We start from the raw sequence: 19,296 nt of genomic DNA, 5'->3' as shown, positions 1-19,296 counted from the left end.
GGGCCGCATTTTCGATTCCGCCCCGTTGGAGATCGTGTGGGTTCCGGTAGTGACAGACATCGACTGTGCGGCCCCGGGCCGACACAGCCAGGACAAGTGCGGGCGCCGGGAAAGCGCGCCGGGAACCTTGGTGCATGCAGCCCGGCCGGGACGGCCGGCCGTGCCGACGGCGCGGAGTAGGTGTCGATGGGGGTGCAGACCATCCAGGCGGAAGCAGAATCGCCCCGGCGTGATGCCGGCTGGGCGCTGCTGCCCGCGGAATCGCCATTGCCGATGCCCGAGCAGACCCTGCGCCAAGGCGCACTGAAGGTCCGGCGGCACCGCACCTCGCCACGCCTGATCGGCCTGCGTCGGTTGTACATCTTCGGTGGCACGCTCGGGATGACCGCCGTGGCCACGCGGATGATGTGGCGGGTGCTGTCGGCCAATGGCATCAGCGTGCTCGAAGCCTGCCTGCTGGTGCTGTTCGTCGGCCTGTTCGCCTGGATCGCGCTGTCCTTTGCCAGCGCGCTGGCCGGCTTCCTGACCGCGGTGTTCGACCGCGGCTATCGCCTCGGCATCGACCCGGACAAACCGTTGCCGGCCGTGCACAGCCGTACCGCATTGTTGATGCCGACCTACAACGAGGATCCGCGCCGCCTGTTGGCCGGCCTGCAGGCGATCTATGAGTCGGTGGCGGCCACCGGCCAGCTCGACCGCTTCGATTTCTTCGTGCTCAGCGATACCCGCCGCGCCGACATCGCCGCTGCCGAGGAACAGGTGTTCGCCGAACTGCGCGACCGGGTGCCGGACGGCCAGGCCCGCCTGTTCTACCGCCGCCGCGGTGACAACACCGGGCGCAAGGCCGGCAACATCGCCGACTGGGTGCGTCGCTTCGGCGGCGCCTACCCGCAGATGCTGATCCTGGATGCCGACAGCCTGATGACCGGCGACAGCATCGTGCGCCTGGTGGCCGGCATGGAGCACAACGCCGACGTCGGCCTGATCCAGACCCTGCCGTCGGTGATCGGTGGCCGCACCCTGTTCGCGCGCATGCAGCAGTTCGGCGGGCGCGTGTATGGCCCGGTGATCGCCCGTGGCGTGGCGTGGTGGCATGGCGCCGAAAGCAATTACTGGGGCCACAACGCGATCATCCGCACCCGCGCCTTCGCCGACCACGCCGGCCTGCCGGCGCTGCCAGGACGCAAGCCATTCGGCGGCCATGTGCTCAGCCACGACTTCGTCGAAGCGGCACTGATGCGCCGTGGCGGCTGGGCCGCGCACATGGTGCCCTACCTTGGTGGCAGCTACGAGGAAGGCCCGCCGACGCTGACCGACCTGCTGGTGCGCGACCGCCGCTGGTGCCAGGGCAACCTGCAGCACGGCAAGGTGGTCGGCAGCCGCGGCCTGCACTGGATCAGCCGCACGCACATGCTGATCGGCATCGGCCACTATTTCACCGCACCGATGTGGGCGATGCTGATGCTGATCGGCATCGCCATCCCGCTGTTCCAGGAGGGCATCGACTTCAATGCCCTGCTGCACCTGTCGCCCAGCGTGTACTGGCGCGCGCAGGACGAAGAACAGGTGGTGCGGCTGTTTGCCGCCACCATGGCAGTGCTGCTGCTGCCCAAGGTCCTGGGCTACCTGGCGATGCTGCTGGACCCGGTCGACCGCCGGGGCTGTGGCGGCGCGATCCGCGCCTTCGTGTCGATGCTGGTGGAAACCGTGCTGGCCGCGCTGATGGCGCCGGTGGTGATGTACGTGCAGTCGCGCGGCGTGGCCGAGGTGCTGTCCGGCCGCGACTCGGGCTGGGACGCGCAGCAGCGCGACGACGGCGGCATCTCGTGGATGGCGCTGATCCGTGGCTATGGCGGCCTGGGTGTGTTCGGCGCCTTCATGGGCGTGCTGGCCTGGGCCGTGTCGCCGTCGCTGGCGGCGTGGATGGCGCCGGTGGTGATCGGCATGGTGTTGGCCATTCCGGTGGTGGCGCTGACCTCCTCGCGGGGGCCGGGCGCCTTCCTGCATCGCCTGGGCCTGCTGGACATTCCCGAAGAGAACATCCCGCCGCCGGTACTGGTCCGCGCCGCCCAGCTGCGGCGGGAAGCGGCCGAGCACCCGCCGCTGTACTGATTGCCCCACGCCAGCGGCATAATGCGGCTCGAACTTGACGGAGCCGCATCATGCTGCAAACGGTGGAACAGGAAACCGGCGCCTCGCCGCAGTGGTCGGTGATCTGGCTGCACGGCCTCGGCGCCGATGGCCACGATTTCGCGCCGATCGTGCCGGAACTGGTGCGGCCGCACTGGCCGGCGCTGCGCTTCGTGTTCCCGCACGCACCGGTGCGGCCGATCACGATCAACAACGGCGTGCCGATGCGCGGCTGGTACGACATCGTCGGCATGGACTTCCGGTCGCGTGCCGACATGGCCGGCGTCCAGGAATCGGTAGTGCAGCTGGACGCGCTGATCGCGCGCGAGATCGAGCGTGGCATCGCGGCGGAGAAGATCTTCCTGGCCGGCTTCTCGCAGGGCGGGGCGATCATCCTGACCGCCGCGCTGGCGCGCACCGCGCCACTGGCCGGCCTGATCGCCCTGTCCACCTATCTTCCCGAGGCCGACAGTGCCCGTCGCGCTGAAGGTGCCGTGCAGGTGCCGGTGTTCATGGCCCATGGCAGTGGCGACCCGGTGATCCCGCAGGCCGTCGCCGCGCACAGCGCACAGGCGCTGCGCACGCTGGGCCTGGACGTGGCGTGGCACAGCTACCCGATGGCCCACCAGGTCTGTGCCGAAGAAATCCAGGCGCTGGGTGACTGGCTGCAGGAACGGCTGGGCGCGGCCTGAGCCATGCCCCCGGCCAGCCCATCGCCGTGGATGCCGGAACTGTGCCGCCTGCCACGGCTGGCGGCGATGCTGGGCCTGGCCGAGCTGGTGGTGGTGGTGCTGGCGCTTGCGCCGGATGGCAGCCGCCACTGGACCGTTGGCGAACTGCTGTCGGCCAGCGGCTTCGCGCTGTGGCTGGCGCTGGCAGTGGCCGCCAGCCTGTGCGTGCTGCGGAAGGCGCTGTCGAGGCTGCCGCAGGTACTGGGCGCCGTTGCCGCGATCGCGCTGGCAACCCTGATCGCGGTGGTCTGCGCCGGCATCGTGCACGCGTTGTACGCGGTGCTGGGTGACAGTTTCGCCAACGGCATCAGCTTCTGGCGCTTCACCCTCGGCAGCGCCGCCACCACCGCGCTGATCAGCGCGCTGGCGCTGCGTTACTTCTATGTCAGCGACCGCTGGGCGGCCCAGGTGCAGGCCAATGCGCGCGCGCAGGCCGATGCGCTGCAGGCGCGCATCCGCCCGCATTTCCTGTTCAACAGCATGAACCTGATCGCCAGCCTGCTGCATCGGGACCCGGCGGTGGCCGAGCGTGCCGTGCTCGACCTGTCCGATCTGTTCCGTGCGGCGCTGGGCGCAGGCGAGGGTGATTCCACCCTGCGCGACGAATGCGAGCTGGCCGAGCGCTACCTGTCGATCGAATCGCTGCGCCTGGGCGAACGCCTGCAGGTGCGCTGGCAGCGCGAGGAACCGCTGCCGTGGGATCTGCCGTTGCCGAGGCTGGTACTGCAGCCGCTGGTGGAGAACGCCGTGCTGCATGGCATCTCGCGCCTGCCCGAAGGCGGCACCATCGAGCTGCACCTGGCGCGCGAGGGCAACGCGCTGCAGATCCGCGTGCGCAACCCGGCGCCCGATCCGCAGGCACCGGGGCTGGCGCTGGCGCGGGGCGCCGGCCATGCCCAGCACAGCATCGGCCATCGGCTGGCCTGGCGCTTCGGCAGCGCCGCGCGGATGACGGCTGGCTGGAGCGAGGGCTACTATGCCTGCCAGGTGACAGTGCCGATCCAGTGAGGGAACGATCGTGAGGGTAGTCATCGCCGATGACGAACCACTGGCGCGCGAGCGCCTGCGCAGCCTTTTGGCGGCACAGGAAGGCGTGGACGTGGTGGCCGAGGCCGGCAACGGCGAGCAGGCCCTGCACGCGTGCGCGGCGCTGCAGCCGGACCTGGTCCTGCTGGATATCGCGATGCCCGGGCTGGATGGCCTGGAAGCGGCCCGCCACCTGGCCAGCTTCGAACCGCGGCCGGCCGTGGTGTTCTGCACCGCGTATGACGCGCATGCGCTGTCGGCGTTCGAGGCCGCGGCGATCGACTACCTGATGAAGCCAGTGCGTGCCGAACGGTTGGCGGCGGCGATTGCACGTGCACGCACATTCCTGGCCGGCCGCGATGGCCAGCCCCAGGCGCACAGCGGGCAACAGGCACGCAGCGTGCTGTGCGCGCGCCTGCGCGGCAGCCTGCGCCTGATTCCGCTGGACGACATCCACTACCTGCAGGCCGAGGAGAAGTACGTGGTGGTGCACCACGCACGCGGCGAGCACCTGATCGAGGAATCGCTGAAGTCGCTGGAGGAGGAGTTCGCCAGCCGCTTCATCCGCATCCATCGCAATTGCCTGGTGGCACGCCACGAGCTGGTGGAACTGCGTCGTGGCTCGGGCGGGCAGGTGCAGGCGGTGCTGCGGCATGGCAAGCAGCCGCTGGAAGTGAGCCGCCGCTGCGTGGCGACGCTGAAGCAGGAACTGCGGCATCTGTGAGTGGTCCCGCGCGGCCTGCGGCCGCGACTGCTGTGAAGTCAACTGCAACAGCAACAGCAACAGCAACAGCGGGTCATGTCTCGTTGTTTCTACGTGCTGGGTCGGGCCGGGGTGGGGCGGCGGGACACGCCGTAAACCCATCCATGGGGGCTCGATGGCGCCTTGCTCGTGTGCGCTGTCCTGCGCACGCGGCAAGTCCGGGGTTGGGCGTCCTGCCCAACCCGCCCGAGGCATGCCTCGGGCCCATGGCGCCAACGGTCCCGCCACCCCACCCCGGCCCAACCCGTCCGTTGTCTACCGCATCGGACAGCAAGAGCATTGGTGTTATCGGGTGGGGGAAGAGGGGTCAGATCCCTTTTCCGCAGGAAAAGGGATCTGACCCCGGAAGCCGTCGGCTGTTGCCTTTGCTTCTTCATTTTTCTTTTGATCTTCCGTGGCTGGCGCACACGGACACTGTCAAAGGCCGGGGCGGTGGGGTCATACGGGGTGTCCGCGGCATGGATGCCGCGGCCAAGCCCCAGGGATGGGTTCACGGCGTCCCTGCATGACCCCACCGCCCCGGCCAAGCACGGCTTCTGCTTTGATACCCCCAGCCACGAGGGGCTCCGCCGTTGGCCGTATCCGCGCCGAAGGCGCGATAATGACCGGATGGAAACCGTCCGCATCGCCACCCGCAAGAGCCCGCTCGCCCTCTGGCAGAGCGAACACGTCGCCGACCGCCTGCGCCAGGCCCATCCCGGCGTGCATGTGGAACTGGTGCCGATGAGCACCCGCGGTGACGAGGTGCTTGATCGCTCGCTTGCCGCGATCGGTGGCAAGGGCCTGTTCCTGAAGGAACTGGAGCTGGCCATGCTGCGCGGTGAGGCCGACTGCGCGGTGCACTCGCTGAAGGATGTGCCGATGGAACTGGACGAGCCGTTCGCGCTGCCGGCAATCCTGCCCCGCCACGATCCGGCCGATGGCTTTGTTTCTAACCTGTATGCCTCGCTGGACGCGCTGCCGATCGGTGCCCGGGTCGGTACTTCGTCGCTGCGCCGCCAGGCCCAGCTGCGCGCGCTGCGCCCGGACCTGCAGCTGCTGGACCTGCGTGGCAACGTCAACACGCGCCTGGCCAAGCTCGACAATGGTGGCTACGACGCGATCGTGCTGGCCGTGGCCGGGCTGGAGCGCCTCGGCCTGGGCGCACGCATCGTCGCGCGCCTGCAGCCGCCACAGTGGCTGCCGGCGCCGGCACAGGGCGCCGTCGCGGTGGAATGTGATGGCGGCAATGCGCGCCTGCGGGCGCTGTTCGCCACGCTTGATGACGCAGCCACGCGCGCCTGCGTGGAAGCCGAGCGGGCAATGAACCGCGCGCTGCATGGCAGCTGCCATGTGCCGGTGGCGGCCATCGCGCAGTGGCAGGGCGACGACCTGCACCTGCAGGGCTTGGTCGGCAGTGCCAGCGATGGCCGCGCGGTGCGCGCCGAGGCGGTGGGCCCGGGCAGCGACCCGGAGGCGCTCGGCCAGCGCGTGGCGAAGATGCTGCTGGAGGCCGGTGCCGGCGAACTGCTGAACGTCTGAGCCATCGCCGGTAGTGCCGGCCGCTGGCCGGCAACCGCGTGCCCCAGTTGAATGCAGTTGCCGGCCAGCGGCCGGCACTACCGAAAGAGGAACGGGCGCCCTGGGCGCCCGTTCTGCTTATTTGAACTTGTAGACCACGTTCATCGTGGTCAGCGTATCGGTCTTGCGCTTGTCCTCGGCGACGTCGCTGTTGTAACGCGCCTGCCAGCCGGCCTTCAGCGCCAGGTGCTCGTTCATGCTCACCGAGACACCGAAGTCGTTCTGGCCGAAGGTGTTGTACGAACCGGACTCGACCAGCAGGGTGTTGACCAGGTCGGTGTTGTCGGTCAGCGAATACTTCATGTCGAACAGGCCACGGCCGATCAGGCCGGTGCGGGTGCGGTCGTCTTCGGTGCTGTGGGTGCGGCGCACACCGGGGCCGATCTGCGCGTCGAACGAGAAGCGCTCGGTGTTCCACAGGCGGGTGCCATAGCCCAGACCGAACGAGCTCTGGCGGTCGTAGGTGGCGAAGTCGTCGCGCTCGGTACGCACCGTGGCGGTCAGCTGGCGGTGCTCGCCCAGCTGCAGCGCGCTGCCGGCGCTGCCGGTGTAGCGGTTGGCAGTGGTGTTGTTGCGACGGGTGGTGGTGCCGTCGTCATTCGTCTCGGTCACCTTGGAGCTGGAGCGCAGGCCGAACAGGTCCATGCTGTGCACCCAGTCGCCGTCGGTGTAACGCAGGCGCAAGCGGCCGTTGAAGCTCTCGGTGCTGCTGTTGCCGCGTGCCGACGCAAAGCCGAGCTCGCCGCCGCTGCCGCTCCACGGCGAGGACATCGCCGCCAGCTCGGAGGCATCCTGCGCGTATGCGAGCGGCGCACACAGCAGCAGGGGGACCAGCAGGGACACGCGCAGGGACATCGAGGGTTCTCCGGAACGGTTGACAGCCGGTGATGATACTGGAAGCGTGATGGCGGTCCGAATCGATCCAATGCGCGCTTCAGCAAGCGTTGCTGCGATCCCCTATTCAGGGCAGATCGACGTGCAATGCCGGGTCGTTGAAGCGCGAATAGCGCAGTCGCAGCTGGAAGCTGCGGCCATGGCTGCTGCCACTGCGCACGATCTGCCGCGGCAGGCCCTGGGCATCCACCCAGTATTCCAGGCGTTCGCCGGGTTGGGCACCGCGCAGCCGGTAGTGACGGGTCTGGACCCCGTCCAGCGCCTGGCTGCCGAGGTCTTCGGCCTGCAGATCGGCCGGCAGGGCGTCGGCCGGCAGCGGGTTGCGCCATTGCTCCAGCATGCCGGGCGGTGTCGGTACCTGGCGGATCGCGCCGTCGGCCTGCAGGAACAGGGTGTCGCCGATGATGGTCTGCGGACCGGCCGGGGTCTGCACCCGGAATCGATCGGGCGCGGCGAAATCCATGGCGCTGCGCACCGGCTGCGGTGTGCCCAGGACCTCCAGTTCGGCGTGGAAGCTGCGCAGGGCCGCGAAACGCTGGCTGGCGCCCAGCACCGCCTGCGCCGGGTCGGCGGCTGGCACGGGGGCCGCGGTGCCGGCCGGCGCGGGCGCGCGATCACAGGCGGCCAGCAGCAGGCAGGCCAGCAGGGACAGGGCGGGCAACCGGCGCATCGGGCATTCCATGGGGTGGGGGCGACCACGATAGCCCAAACGTCCCACACAAGACCCGCGACTCGGACATAATCGGGGGCATGGACCGATACGAACGCATCACCGCCCTGCATCGTCTGCTCAAGTCCGCGCGCTATCCGGTCACGGTGGCGACCCTGCAGGACAAGCTCGGTTGTTCCCGTGCCACCGTGTACCGCGATCTGGCCTTCCTGCGCGACGCGCTGATGGCACCGATCGAGGGCGACGGCGAGGCGGGCTTCCGCTACCAGGCCGACGAGAGCGATCGCTTCGAGCTGCCCGGCCTATGGCTCAGCTCGGAGGAGCTACATGCGCTGTTGGCCTCCCAGCACCTGCTGGCGCGTACCGGCGGTGGCGTGCTGTCCTCGGTGCTGGCACCGCTGCAGCAGCGCATCGAGAGCCTGCTGGCCGCCCAGGCGGGCGTCTCCAGCTGGCCGGTCGACCGCGTGCGGGTGATCCCGCATCGCGGCCGCAAGTTCGACGAGGGCAGCTTCCGCAGCGTCGCTTCGGCCGTGCTGGAGCGTCGCCAGCTGGCATTCGAGTACCGCGCCCGTTCCACCGACGAGCCGACCAAGCGCACGGTCTCGCCGCAGCGCCTGACCCACTACCGCGACAACTGGTACCTGGACGCCTGGGACCACGACCGCGAGGCCCTGCGCAGTTTTGCAGTGGACCGCATCCACAAGGCACGGGTGGTCGATAGCACCGCCCGCGACGTCGCCGACAGCGAGCTGGACGAGCAGCTCGGCGCCAGCTACGGCATTTTCTCCGGTGCGCCGAAGGGGTGGGCGACCATCCTGTTCAGCGCCAAGGCCGCGCGCTGGGTGGCCGACGAGCACTGGCATTCCAAGCAGCAGGGCCGCTTCCTGGCCGACGGCCGCTATGAGCTGAAGGTGCCGTACAGCGTCTCGCGCGAGTTGCTGATGGACGTGCTGCACTATGGATCGGATGCCGAGATCGTCGAGCCGATGATGCTGCGTGAGCAGGCCAAGGCGCTGCTTGAGCTGGCGCTGAGCAACTACGAACCCTCCTGACACTCCCCCCGAGAATCCCGTCCCCCATGAAGAAGACCCTGTTGTTGCCCCTGCTCGCCGCGGCGCTGGCCCTGACCGCTTGCGGCACGTCCGGCGAGCCCTCGCAGAAGCTGGTGGTGGCCGCCACGGCCGTGCCGCACGCCGAGATCCTCGAGGTGGTCAAGCCGGTCCTCAAGCAGGAAGGCGTGGACCTGGACGTGCGCGTGTTCAATGACTACGTGCAACCCAACGACCAGCTGGTGCAGAAGCAGGTGGACGCCAACTACTTCCAGACCGAGCCGTACCTGGATGCGTACAACCGCGACCGCAAGACCGACCTGGTGAAGGTGATCGGCGTGCATATCGAGCCGTTCGGCGCTTACTCGCGCAAGGTCAAGTCGCTGGCCGAGCTGCGCGAAGGTGCCGACGTGGTGATCCCGAACGACCCGAGCAACAACAGCCGCGCGCTGATCCTGCTGCACAAGGCCGGCGTGATTCAGCTGAAGGACCCGACCAACGCACTGTCGACCCAGCGCGACATCACCGCCAACCCGAAGAACCTGAAGTTCCGCGAGCTGGATTCGGCGATGCTGCCGCGCGTGCTGGACCAGGTCGACCTGGCGCTGATCAATACCAACTACGCGCTGGATGCCGGCCTCAACCCGACCCAGGACGCGCTGGCGATCGAGAGCAAGGATTCGCCGTACGTGAATTTCCTGGTCGCGCGCCCGGACAACAAGGACGACGCCCGCGTGCAGAAGCTGGCCAAGGCGCTGACCAGCCCGCAGGTGAAGGCCTTCATCGAGACCAAGTACAAGGGCGCGGTGCTGCCGGCGTTCTGACCGTGTGGTAGTGCCGGCCGCTGGCCGGCAATCACAGAGCATTGCGAAGATCACGGGGCTGCCGGCCAGCGGCCGGCACTACCCTCAATCCCGCGTACAACCGCTCGCGCCGGGCCGCGTCCATCCAGTCCCCACTGCGCGGCGATCATCGAGACCAAGTACCAGGGCGCGGTGCCGCCGGCGTTCTGACCGTACGGTAGTGCCGGCCGCTGGCCGGCAATCACCGGGTATTGCGAAGATCACGGGGCTGCCGGCCAGCGGCCGGCACTGCCCTCAATCGACGTGGAAGGCGAGGGTGGCAGCGACGGCCTGCTGCCATCCCGCGTACAGCCGCTCGCGCCGGGCCGCGTCCATCCAGCCCCCACTGCGCGGCGATCATCGAGACCAAGTACCAGGGCGCGGTGCTGCCGGCGTTCTGACCGTGTGGTAGTGCCGGCCGCTGGCCGGCACTCACAGAGCATTGCGAAGATCACGGGGCTGACGGCCAGCGGCCGGCACTACCCTCAATCCCGCGTACAACCGCTCGCGCCGGGCCGCGTCCATCCAGCCCCACTGCGCGGCGATCATCGAGACCAAGTACCAGGGCGCGGTGCTGCCGGCGTTCTGACCGTACGGTAGTGCCGGCCGCTGGCCGGCAATCACCGGGCATTGCGAAGATCACGGGGCTGCCGGCCAGCGGCCGGCATTACCCTCAATCGACGTGGAAGGCGAGGGTGGCAGCGACGGCCTGCTGCCATCCCGCGTACAGCCGCTCGCGCCGGGCCGCGTCCATCTGCGGCTCGAAGCGCCTGTCCAGCCCCCACTGCGCGGCGATCTGTTCACGGCTGGACCAGAACCCTACCGCCAGCCCGGCCAGGTAGGCCGCGCCCAGTGCGGTGGTTTCGGTCAGCCGCGGCCGCAGCAGCGGCACACCGAGAATGTCCGCTTGGAAACCGGCCAGGAAGTCATTGCCGATCGCGCCGCCATCGGCGCGCAGTTCGCTCAATGCGATACCGGCATCGGACTGCATCGCATCGAGCACGTCGCGGGTCTGGTAGGCCATCGCTTCCAGCGCCGCGCGCACGAAATGCGCCTTGCGGGTACCACGGGTCAGCCCGAACATCGCACCGCGCACATCGCTGCGCCAATAGGGCGCACCGAGGCCGACGAACGCCGGCACCAGGTAGGCGCCGCCACTGTCGGGCACCTTCGCGGCCAGTGCCTGGCTGTCACTGGCGCGTTCGATCATGCGCAGCCCGTCGCGCAGCCACTGCACCACCGAGCCGGCGATGAAGATCGAACCTTCCAGTGCGTACTCCACGCGCCCGTCCAGGCCCCAGGCAATGGTGGTCAACAGGCCATTGCGCGAGCGCACCGCCTGCGTACCGGTGTGCATCAGCATGAAGCAGCCGGTGCCATAGGTGTTCTTGACCATGCCCGGCTGGAAGCAGGCCTGGCCGAACAGCGCGGCCTGCTGGTCACCGGCGATGCCGGCGATCGGGATCGGGTGGTCGAAGAAGAACTGCGGCCGGGTATGCGCGTACACCGCGCTGGAGTCGCGCACCTGCGGCAGCATCACGCGCGGGATGTCGAGCAGGGCCAGCAGGTCGTCGTCCCAGTCCAGCGTGTGGATGTTGAACAACAGGGTGCGCGCCGCGTTGCTGTAGTCGGTCACATGCGCCTGGCCGCCACTGAGGTTCCACACCAGCCAGCTGTCGATGGTGCCGAACAGCAGCTCGCCACGCTCGGCGCGCTGTTGCGCACCTTCCACGTGGTCGAGGATCCAGCGCACCTTGGTCGCGGAGAAATACGCATCGATCAACAGGCCGGTCCGTTCGCGGATCAGCGCTTCATGCCCTTCGGACTTCAGCCGCTCGCAGATGGCGTGGCTCTGCCGCGATTGCCAGACGATGGCGTTGTGGATGGGCTGGCCGGTGGCGCGGTCCCAGACCACGGTGGTTTCGCGCTGGTTGGTGATGCCCAGTGCGGCGATATGGCGCGGGTCGATCTGCCCGCGGCTGAGCAGTTCGGTCAACGTGGCATAGACGCTGGTGAGGATCTCGCGCGGGTCATGCTCGACCCAGCCGGGATGCGGGAAGATCTGCGCGAACTCGCGCTGTGCGCTGCCGACGATGTCGCCGGCGCGGTCGAACAGGATCGCGCGCGAACTGGTGGTGCCCTGGTCGATGGCCAGCACGTAGCGGGGCGTCATGCAGCGTCTCCGATGGCGATGGGGAAATCCTAATGCATCGATCGCGTCGCGCGCGGCTGCCCTGGTAGCTGCCAACCTTGGTTGGCACACGTGGCAACACGGGGGTCAGAGCCCTTTCCGTGGAGTCGGGCTCCGACCCTCCATCCACGCCTGCAGCCGTGCCACCTGTGCAGCATCCAGCCGCAACCCCAGCTTGCTCCTGCGCCACAGCACATCGTCGGAGTCGAGCGCCCACTCATGCCTGCGCAGGAAGTCCACTTCGCAGGCATGCAGGCCGCCGCCAAACGCCTCGCCAAGGTCGTGCAGGCCCTGTACACCCTGCAGCAGTTCCGCGCTGCGACTGCCGTAGGCCCCGGCCCAGCGCTGTGCGATCCCGCTCGGCAACCACGGTGCCAGTGACTGCAGGCGCGAGCACGCCTGCGTGGCGTCGCCCCAGTCGCTGCCCGGCAGCGGGTCTCCGCCTGCCGTCCACGCCGGCCCCATCTGTGGCAGCGCTGGCCGCAGCAGCTCCAGCGCCTCCTCGGCCAGCACCCGGTAGGTGGTCAGCTTGCCGCCCAGCACATGCAGCGCCGGTGCCGGGTGGGACTGCAGCTGCAGACGGTAATCACGGCTGAGTCGTGCCGCACGCGGATCGGGATCGGCCAGCAACGGGCGTACGCCAGCGAACCGCCAGACCACGTCTTCCGCTGCGATGGGATCACGCAGGTAGCGATTGGCCGCATCACACAGGTACGTCACCTCCGCAGGGAGCACGCTGCAGCGCGCCGGGTCACCGCGATAGTCGGTGTCGGTGGTGCCGACCAGCAGGTGGTCGTGGGCGAAGGGCAGCAGGAACACCACGCGCCCATCGGGCTGCTGCAGCAGGCAGGCGCTGTCGCTGGGCCAGGGGCGCCGCATCACGATGTGGCTGCCCTGCACCAGGCGCAGCGCGGGGCCATCGCCGCGCCCCTGCATCTGTTCCAGCAGGCCACCGGCCCACGGACCAGCCGCATTGACAACGGCGCGCGCCGTCACCGGGTGCGGCTGGCCATCGGCGGATTCCAGAACGGCCTGCCATCGGCCCTGCACGGGGCGCAGGTCGACGCAGCGGCTGCGGACCCGCACCTGTGCGCCGCGCTGCGCGGCATCCAGGGCGTTGAGCAGCACCAGCCGCGCGTCATCGACCTGCGCATCGGCGTAGCTGAAGCCGTGCCGCAACGAGGGGGAGAGCCAGCGACCGAGCGGATCGCGTTGCAGGTCCAGTGCGTGCGATGCGGGGAACGCAGGGCTGCGCCGGCGCAGATGGTCGTACAGCCACAGTCCCGCGCGCAGCATCCAGCGCGGGCGCAGGTGCGGCTCCCAGGGCAGGACGAAACGCAGCGGATGGACCAGGTGAGGGGCTTGCCGGCGCACCGTCTCACGCTCACCCAGCGCTTTGCGCACCAGGCCGAACTCGCCCTGTTCGAGGTAGCGCAGGCCGCCATGGATCAGCTTGCTGCTGGCACTGGAGGTGTGTGCGGCCAGGTCATGCTGCTCGCAGAGCAGGACGCGCAGGCCGCGGCCGCTGGCGTCACGGGCGATGCCGGCGCCGTTGATGCCGCCACCGATGACCAGCAGGTCGAGGTCGTCCATCGGGCCTCCGCGTCCTGTGTGTGCGTAGAGTCGACTGTCAGTCGACTCTACAGAACGCGGGTGACGGAAACGACGACGGGCCCCGAAGGGCCCGTCGCGTTACATCCGTGAAGCAGGTGCTGCCTGGATCAGAAGCGGGCGCCGATGCCGAAGCCGACGGTCCACGGATCCATCTTGGCTTCGCCGATCTTCTCGCCGCCAACCTTCACGTCCGGGCGGGCGCGCATGTAGCGGGCGTCGGCACGGGCGAACCAGGTGGAGTTGATGTTCATGTCCACGCCGACGGTACCGATCACGCCCTTGGCATCCTTGAAGCGGATGTCGGTGTCAGCGCCGTTGCCCAGCTTCTCGTTGCTGAAGCTCGACTGGTAGTAACCCACGCCCACGAACGGGCGGAACACGTTGTCAGCCTGGCCGAAGTGGTACTGGCCGCTCAGCGCGACCGGCTGCTGCTCGACCGAGCCCAGGCGGGCGTTGTTCGGGCCCTTGAACTTGTTTTCGAACTTGTCGGCAGCGCCCCACAGTTCAACGGCCCAGTTGTCGTTGATGTAGTAGCTGAAGCTGACGGTCGGCGCCGGGCCACCATCGGTCTTCTTCACGCCGGTGATCGGGTCGTTCTTCGGTTCCAGCAGCGAGATGCCGCCGACAACGGCAAAATGCTTGCCCGACGCGGTGTCGGTGCTGCTGCTGTCCTGGGCGAAAGCGGCCGGCGCGAAGGCGGCGGAGGTCAGCAGGGCGAGACTCAGGATACGGATGGAGCGCATGGGGGTATCTCCTAATGTTTCTTGTTTTGGGCCCCCGGTTGCGGGGCGAGCACACCGTAGTCGCCCCAACATGAATCGAATCCGACGCACGTCAAAAAATAGTTTTCCTTGTTCAGCGACCGGTGCGGAATGCCTGTATTCATGGGGTTTCTGGCACGCGGTGACATTCATGCAGTTGGAGAAGATGTGAGCACAGCAACGGTGTGCATCGGCCTGCAAGCGCAGGTGAACGCGGACTGCAGGGTGCTGGTGCTGGGCTCGATGCCAGGCGTGGCGTCGCTGCAGCAGCAGCGGTATTACGCCCATCCGCGCAACCGCTTCTGGCCGCTGATGGCCGACATCTGCGGTTTCAGCGTGGACCTGCCCTATGCAGCGCGGCTGCAGGCGTTGAACGCTGCGGGCATCGGCCTGTGGGATGTGATCGGCCGCTGCGAGCGGCGCGGCAGCCTGGATGCGGACATCGTGCGCGGCACCGAAGTGGCCAATGCGCTGCCGGAACTGATCGCCACGCTGCCTGAGCTGACGCTGATCGGCTGCAATGGCGGTGCATCACTGCAGGCCTTCCAGCGCTGGGTGCTGCCGCGGCTGGAGGCGCCGCCACCGGTCGTCGCGTTGCCGTCAACCAGCCCTGCCAATGCCGCGTGGTCGCTGCCGCGCCTGCGCAAGGCCTGGCAACCGGTCGCTGACGCATGGGCGACATGAGGCGGACATCGCCTGGACAATACGCTACCGACTGGTCGCGCACCCGACCCATGGGCAACAGCCTGTCCCGGCTGCGTGTGTACTGAAAACACCTGTAACGGTTGGCGCTGGCCCCCGCTGGCCGCACAATAGACGTTTCCCTACACCAGATTGCCGGAGTTATCCCCATGGCCGAAATCAAGGAAGCACTTGTCCCCGATATCGGTGACTACAGCGATATCCCGGTAATCGAGGTGCTTGTCGCCGTCGGCGACACGGTCAAGAAGGACCAGGGCCTGGTGACGCTGGAAAGCGACAAGGCGACCATGGAAGTGCCATCGTCGGTGGCGGGCGTGGTCAAGGAACTCAAGGTCAAGGTCGGCGACAGCCTGTCCGAAGGCAAGGTCGTGGCGCTGATCGAAGTGGCCGAAGGCGAAGCCGCCTCGCCGGCCGCCGCCGCACCGGCCCCGGCCAAGGCCGCTGCCCCGGCTGCCGCCACCCAGAGCGCGCCGGCCCCGGCGGCTGCCGCACCGGCTGCCCCGGCTGCCAGCGGCGGTGCGGTTGAAGCCCGGGTGCCGGACATCGGCGATTACACCGACATCCCGGTCATCGAAGTGCTGGTCGCCGTGGGCGACACGGTCAAGAAGGACCAGGGCCTGGTGACGCTGGAAAGCGACAAGGCGACCATGGAAGTGCCTTCGTCGGTGGCCGGCGTGGTCAAGGAGCTGAAGGTCAAGGTCGGCGACACCCTGTCGCAGGGTGCCGTGGTCGCCATCATCGAGGCCGAAGGCGCTGCCGCACCGGCCCCGAGCAAGGCCGCTGCTGCCGCCGCCCCGGCCGCTGCCGAGACCGCCACCAAGGTCGAGCCGGTGGCCGTTCCGGCCCAGCCGGACAAGCTGGCGGCCCGCGAGATCGCCTCGGCCGGCACCCCGTCCAGCCCGCCGGTGCAGTTCAACGCCGATGGCGTGCTGCCGGCCAAGGTGCCGTACGCCACCCCGGCCGTGCGCGTGTTCGCCCGCGAGCTGGGCGTGGACCTGCTGCAGGTCAACGGCACCGAGAAGGGCGGCCGCATCACCAAGGGCGACGTGCAGAAGTTCGTCAAGGCCGCGCTCAGCGGTGGCGTGCCGGCTGCCGGCGGTGGCGCCGTCGCCGCCGGTGGTGGCCTGAACCTGCTGCCGTGGCCGAAGGTCGACTTCAGCAAGTTCGGCGAGACCGAAGTCCAGCCGCTGTCGCGCATCAAGAAGATCTCCGGTGCGAACCTGGCCCGCAACTGGGCGATGATCCCGCACGTGACCCAGTTCGAACAGGCCGACATCACCGACCTGGAAGCCCTGCGCGTGGCGCTGAACAAGGAGAACGAGAAGGCCGGCATCAAGCTGACCATGCTCGCCTTCCTGATCAAGGCCAGCGCCGCGGCGTTGAAGAAGTTCCCGGAGTTCAACGCCTCGCTCGATGCCAGCGGTGAAAACCTGACCCTGAAGAAGTACTTCCACATCGGCTTCGCCGCTGACACGCCGAACGGCCTGGTCGTGCCGGTGATCCGCGACGTGGACAAGAAGGGCGTGGTGCAGATCGCGCAGGAAACCGGCGAACTGGCCAAGAAGGCGCGCGACGGCAAGCTGGGCCCGGCCGACATGAGCGGCGGCTGCTTCTCGATCAGCTCGCTGGGTGGCATCGGCGGCACCGCGTTCACCCCGATCGTCAATGCACCGGAAGTGGCCATCCTGGGCGTCTCCAAGTCGTCCATCCAGCCGGTCTGGAACGGCAAGGACTTCGCGCCGAAGCTGATGCTGCCGATGTCGCTGAGCTACGACCACCGCGTCATCGATGGCGCCCTGGCCGCACGCTTCACCACGTACCTGTCGCAGGTACTGGCCGACATGCGCCGCGTGCTGCTGTAACGCACCGCTTCGCCCCCACCGTGCGGCCGCTGCCCCTGGCGCGGCCGCGTGAACAGATGCAGTGACAGCCCGCCGGCGGCGCCGGTCGGGCATGAGGAAAACCCACCATGGCCACGATTGAAGTCAAGGTTCCCGACATCGGCGATTACAGCGATGTGCCGGTGATTGAAGTGTTGGTCGCCGTCGGCGACACGGTGAAGAAGGATCAGGGTCTGGTGACCCTGGAATCGGACAAGGCCACCCTGGAAGTGCCGTCCTCGGCCGCCGGCGTGGTCAAGGAGATCAAGGTCAAGCTGGGCGACACCCTGTCCGAAGGCGCCGTGGTCGTGGTGCTGGATGCTGAAGGTGCCGCTGAAGCCCCGGCCAAGGCCGCTGCGCCGACGCCCGCTGCGGCCGCCCCGGCCAGCAAGCCGCCGGTGACCCCGTCGCACCGTGCCCCGGCCGAGCCGGCCGCGCCGAAGCCGGCGCTGTCCAGTGGCAAGCCGGCCGACATCGAATGCGAAATGGTCGTGCTGGGCTCGGGCCCGGGCGGCTACACCGCCGCCTTCCGCGCCGCTGACGTCGGCCTGGATACGGTGCTGGTCGAGCGCTACGCCAGCCTCGGCGGCGTCTGCCTCAACGTGGGCTGCATTCCGTCCAAGGCACTGCTGCATGCGGCCGCGGTGATCGACGAAGTGGCCCATGCCGGTGATTTCGGCGTCGAGTTCGGCAAGCCGACCATCACCCTGGACAAGCTGCGCGAGTACAAGGAAAAGGTCGTCAACCAGCTGACCAAGGGCCTGGCCGGGATGGCCAAGCAGCGCAAGGTCCGCAACGTGCAGGGCGTCGGCAGGTTTGTTTCGGCCAACGAGCTGGAAATCACCGCCGCTGACGGCAGCACCCAGCTGCTGCGCTTCCAGAAGTGCATCATCGCCGCCGGTTCGCAGGCGGTGAAGCTGCCGAACTTCCCGTGGGACGACAAGCGCGTGATGGATTCCACCGACGCGCTGGAGCTGGCCGAAGTGCCGGGTTCGCTGCTGGTCGTTGGCGGCGGCATCATCGGCCTGGAAATGGCCACCGTGTACAGCGCGCTGGGCAGCAAGGTCACCGTGGTCGAATTCATGGACCAGCTGATGCCGGGTGCCGACAAGGACCTGGTCAAGCCGCTGGCCGACCGCCTGAAGAAGCAGGGCATCGAGGTGCACCTGAAGACCAAGGCATCGGGTGTCACTGCCGACGCCAAGGGCATCACCGTGACCTTCGACGCCGCCGAGGAAGGCCAGGCGCCGGCGCTGGCGCAGGGCACCTTCGACCGCGTGCTGGTGGCCGTGGGCCGTTCGCCGAACGGCAAGAAGATCGATGCCGAAAAGGCCGGCGTGCAGGTCACCGATCGTGGCTTCATCCCGGTCGATCGGCAGATGCGCACCAACGTGCCGCACATCTTTGCCATCGGCGATATCGTCGGCAACCCGATGCTGGCCCACAAGGCTACGCACGAGGGCAAGCTGGCGGCCGAAGTGGCGGCCGGCCACAAGAAGGAGTGGGTGGCCCGCGTGATTCCGTCGGTGGCCTACACCAACCCGGAAATCGCCTGGGTTGGCGTCACCGAGACCGAAGCCAAGGCCAAGGGCCTGAAGGTCGGCGTGGCCAAGTTCCCGTGGGCGGCCAGCGGCCGCGCGATCGGCATCGGTCGCACCGAGGGCTTCACCAAGCTGATCTTCGACGAAGAGACGCACCGCATCATCGGTGGCGCGATCGTTGGCGTGCATGCTGGTGACCTGCTGGCCGAGATCGGCCTGGCGATCGAGATGGGTGCGGAAGCCGAGGACATCGGCCACACCATCCACGCTCACCCGACGCTGAGCGAGTCGGTGGCGATGGCCTCGGAAATCTACGACGGCACGATCACCGATCTGTACATGCCGAAGAAGAAGTAAGGCGCCCGCGCCGTTCCGAACGAAGACCCCGGTTTCTGCCGGGGTTTTTTGTTGGCTGCGGGGATGCCTTCGGCAGCACATCGCGAGGGTCTGGGCCACTGCGTGGGTGGCAGGCGTCTGGACAAATGTCCCCCGTCGTCCGCCTGCGGCGGTCGCCTCCTCCTTTACTTTGTCCAGACGCCTGCCACCCACGCAGCGGCTCGGCTTGCGGATAGTCGAGAGCTACAGCCTGGCCCGCCTGGATGCCTGATACGCGGAGGGAGCGGGGGGTGTGTGCGAAGTAAAGGAGGAGGCGCCGGCCGCAGGCCTGCGCCGGGGGACATTCGCATGCACCCCCCGCTCCCTCCGGCGCTCGACCACGCATGGGTCTACGGCAATTGCCACCCGCGCAGCGGCTCGGCTTGCGAATAGTCGAGAGCCAGTGCCTGGGCCGCCGGGATGCCTTACACGCGGAGGGAGCGGGGGGTGTGTGCGAAGTAAAGGAGGAGGTGCCGGCCGCAGGCCGGCGCCGGGGGACATTCGCACGCAGCCCCCGCTCCCTCCGGCGCTCGACCAAACCGCTTCTGCTCTTCGCCAGCAACCCAC

15 protein-coding genes are annotated in these 19,296 nt (G+C 68.4%); 10 read left to right on the top strand and 5 right to left on the bottom strand.

Features of this window, described 5'->3' with window-relative positions; translation table 11 throughout:
• Positions 1-186 precede the first annotated feature (186 nt).
• From mdoH to hemC, 5 genes are all read left to right on the top strand, one after another.
• Positions 187-2,112, top strand: coding sequence for a glucans biosynthesis glucosyltransferase MdoH (gene mdoH, locus AC5P9I_RS19385; RefSeq protein WP_049471030.1), 1,926 nt, complete (start codon positions 187-189; stop codon positions 2,110-2,112).
• 50 nt (positions 2,113-2,162) lie between these two features.
• The gene (locus tag AC5P9I_RS19380; protein ID WP_080355599.1) at positions 2,163-2,822 is read left to right on the top strand and encodes an alpha/beta hydrolase; all 660 of its coding nucleotides are present in this window, start codon (positions 2,163-2,165) and stop codon (positions 2,820-2,822) included.
• A 3-nt stretch (positions 2,823-2,825) separates the two neighbouring features.
• Positions 2,826-3,869 carry a sensor histidine kinase gene (locus tag AC5P9I_RS19375; protein ID WP_049471035.1) on the top strand — a complete coding sequence of 348 codons (1,044 nt, stop codon included), beginning with the start codon at positions 2,826-2,828 and terminating at the stop codon, positions 3,867-3,869.
• A 10-nt stretch (positions 3,870-3,879) separates the two neighbouring features.
• Positions 3,880-4,611: a response regulator gene (locus tag AC5P9I_RS19370; protein WP_187756821.1), complete on the top strand. Its 732-nt coding sequence runs from the start codon at positions 3,880-3,882 to the stop codon at positions 4,609-4,611.
• Positions 4,612-5,259: 648 nt separating this feature from the next.
• A complete protein-coding gene (hemC, locus tag AC5P9I_RS19365; RefSeq protein ID WP_049467492.1) occupies positions 5,260-6,171 on the top strand; it encodes a hydroxymethylbilane synthase in 912 nt (303 codons plus the stop codon).
• Between the two features lie 117 nt (positions 6,172-6,288).
• Here the strand turns inward: hemC and AC5P9I_RS19360 are convergent, their stop codons facing one another.
• Both AC5P9I_RS19360 and AC5P9I_RS19355 read right to left on the bottom strand, forming a co-directional pair.
• The gene (locus AC5P9I_RS19360) at positions 6,289-7,065 is read right to left on the bottom strand and encodes a DUF481 domain-containing protein (RefSeq protein WP_014648509.1); all 777 of its coding nucleotides are present in this window, start codon (positions 7,063-7,065) and stop codon (positions 6,289-6,291) included.
• 106 nt (positions 7,066-7,171) lie between these two features.
• A complete protein-coding gene (locus AC5P9I_RS19355; RefSeq protein WP_049467494.1) occupies positions 7,172-7,774 on the bottom strand; it encodes a LolA-like protein in 603 nt (200 codons plus the stop codon).
• Between the two features lie 80 nt (positions 7,775-7,854).
• Between AC5P9I_RS19355 and AC5P9I_RS19350 the strand changes: the two genes are divergently transcribed.
• Together AC5P9I_RS19350 and AC5P9I_RS19345 are read left to right on the top strand one after the other, a co-directional pair.
• Positions 7,855-8,826: a helix-turn-helix transcriptional regulator gene (locus AC5P9I_RS19350; protein WP_049467495.1), complete on the top strand. Its 972-nt coding sequence runs from the start codon at positions 7,855-7,857 to the stop codon at positions 8,824-8,826.
• A gap of 26 nt (positions 8,827-8,852) precedes the next feature.
• Positions 8,853-9,647 (top strand): MetQ/NlpA family ABC transporter substrate-binding protein, encoded by a 795-nt coding sequence (locus AC5P9I_RS19345; protein ID WP_049467497.1) that lies wholly within the window; start codon positions 8,853-8,855, stop codon positions 9,645-9,647.
• A 691-nt stretch (positions 9,648-10,338) separates the two neighbouring features.
• Here AC5P9I_RS19345 and glpK read toward each other — a convergent pair.
• From glpK to AC5P9I_RS19330, 3 genes are all read right to left on the bottom strand, one after another.
• Positions 10,339-11,838, bottom strand: coding sequence for a glycerol kinase GlpK (glpK, locus tag AC5P9I_RS19340; RefSeq protein WP_088476059.1), 1,500 nt, complete (start codon positions 11,836-11,838; stop codon positions 10,339-10,341).
• A gap of 105 nt (positions 11,839-11,943) precedes the next feature.
• The gene (gene glpD / locus AC5P9I_RS19335) at positions 11,944-13,449 is read right to left on the bottom strand and encodes a glycerol-3-phosphate dehydrogenase (RefSeq protein WP_049466511.1); all 1,506 of its coding nucleotides are present in this window, start codon (positions 13,447-13,449) and stop codon (positions 11,944-11,946) included.
• A gap of 128 nt (positions 13,450-13,577) precedes the next feature.
• Positions 13,578-14,213: an OmpW/AlkL family protein gene (locus AC5P9I_RS19330; RefSeq protein ID WP_019660737.1), complete on the bottom strand. Its 636-nt coding sequence runs from the start codon at positions 14,211-14,213 to the stop codon at positions 13,578-13,580.
• Between the two features lie 186 nt (positions 14,214-14,399).
• Here AC5P9I_RS19330 and AC5P9I_RS19325 point away from each other — a divergent pair, with 186 nt between their 5' ends.
• The 3 genes from AC5P9I_RS19325 to lpdA all read left to right on the top strand — a co-directional run bounded on the left by AC5P9I_RS19325 (position 14,400) and on the right by lpdA (position 18,711).
• The gene (locus AC5P9I_RS19325) at positions 14,400-14,915 is read left to right on the top strand and encodes a DNA-deoxyinosine glycosylase (RefSeq protein ID WP_049466509.1); all 516 of its coding nucleotides are present in this window, start codon (positions 14,400-14,402) and stop codon (positions 14,913-14,915) included.
• A gap of 167 nt (positions 14,916-15,082) precedes the next feature.
• A complete protein-coding gene (aceF, locus tag AC5P9I_RS19320) occupies positions 15,083-16,795 on the top strand; it encodes a dihydrolipoyllysine-residue acetyltransferase (protein WP_088476058.1) in 1,713 nt (570 codons plus the stop codon).
• A gap of 107 nt (positions 16,796-16,902) precedes the next feature.
• Positions 16,903-18,711, top strand: coding sequence for a dihydrolipoyl dehydrogenase (gene lpdA, locus AC5P9I_RS19315; RefSeq protein ID WP_130768223.1), 1,809 nt, complete (start codon positions 16,903-16,905; stop codon positions 18,709-18,711).
• Positions 18,712-19,296: the final 585 nt, after the last annotated feature.

The sequence above is a fragment of the Stenotrophomonas sp. YJH_SMC_29 genome (assembly GCF_059371235.1).
This window is presented reverse-complemented; position numbering and strand designations above follow the sequence as displayed.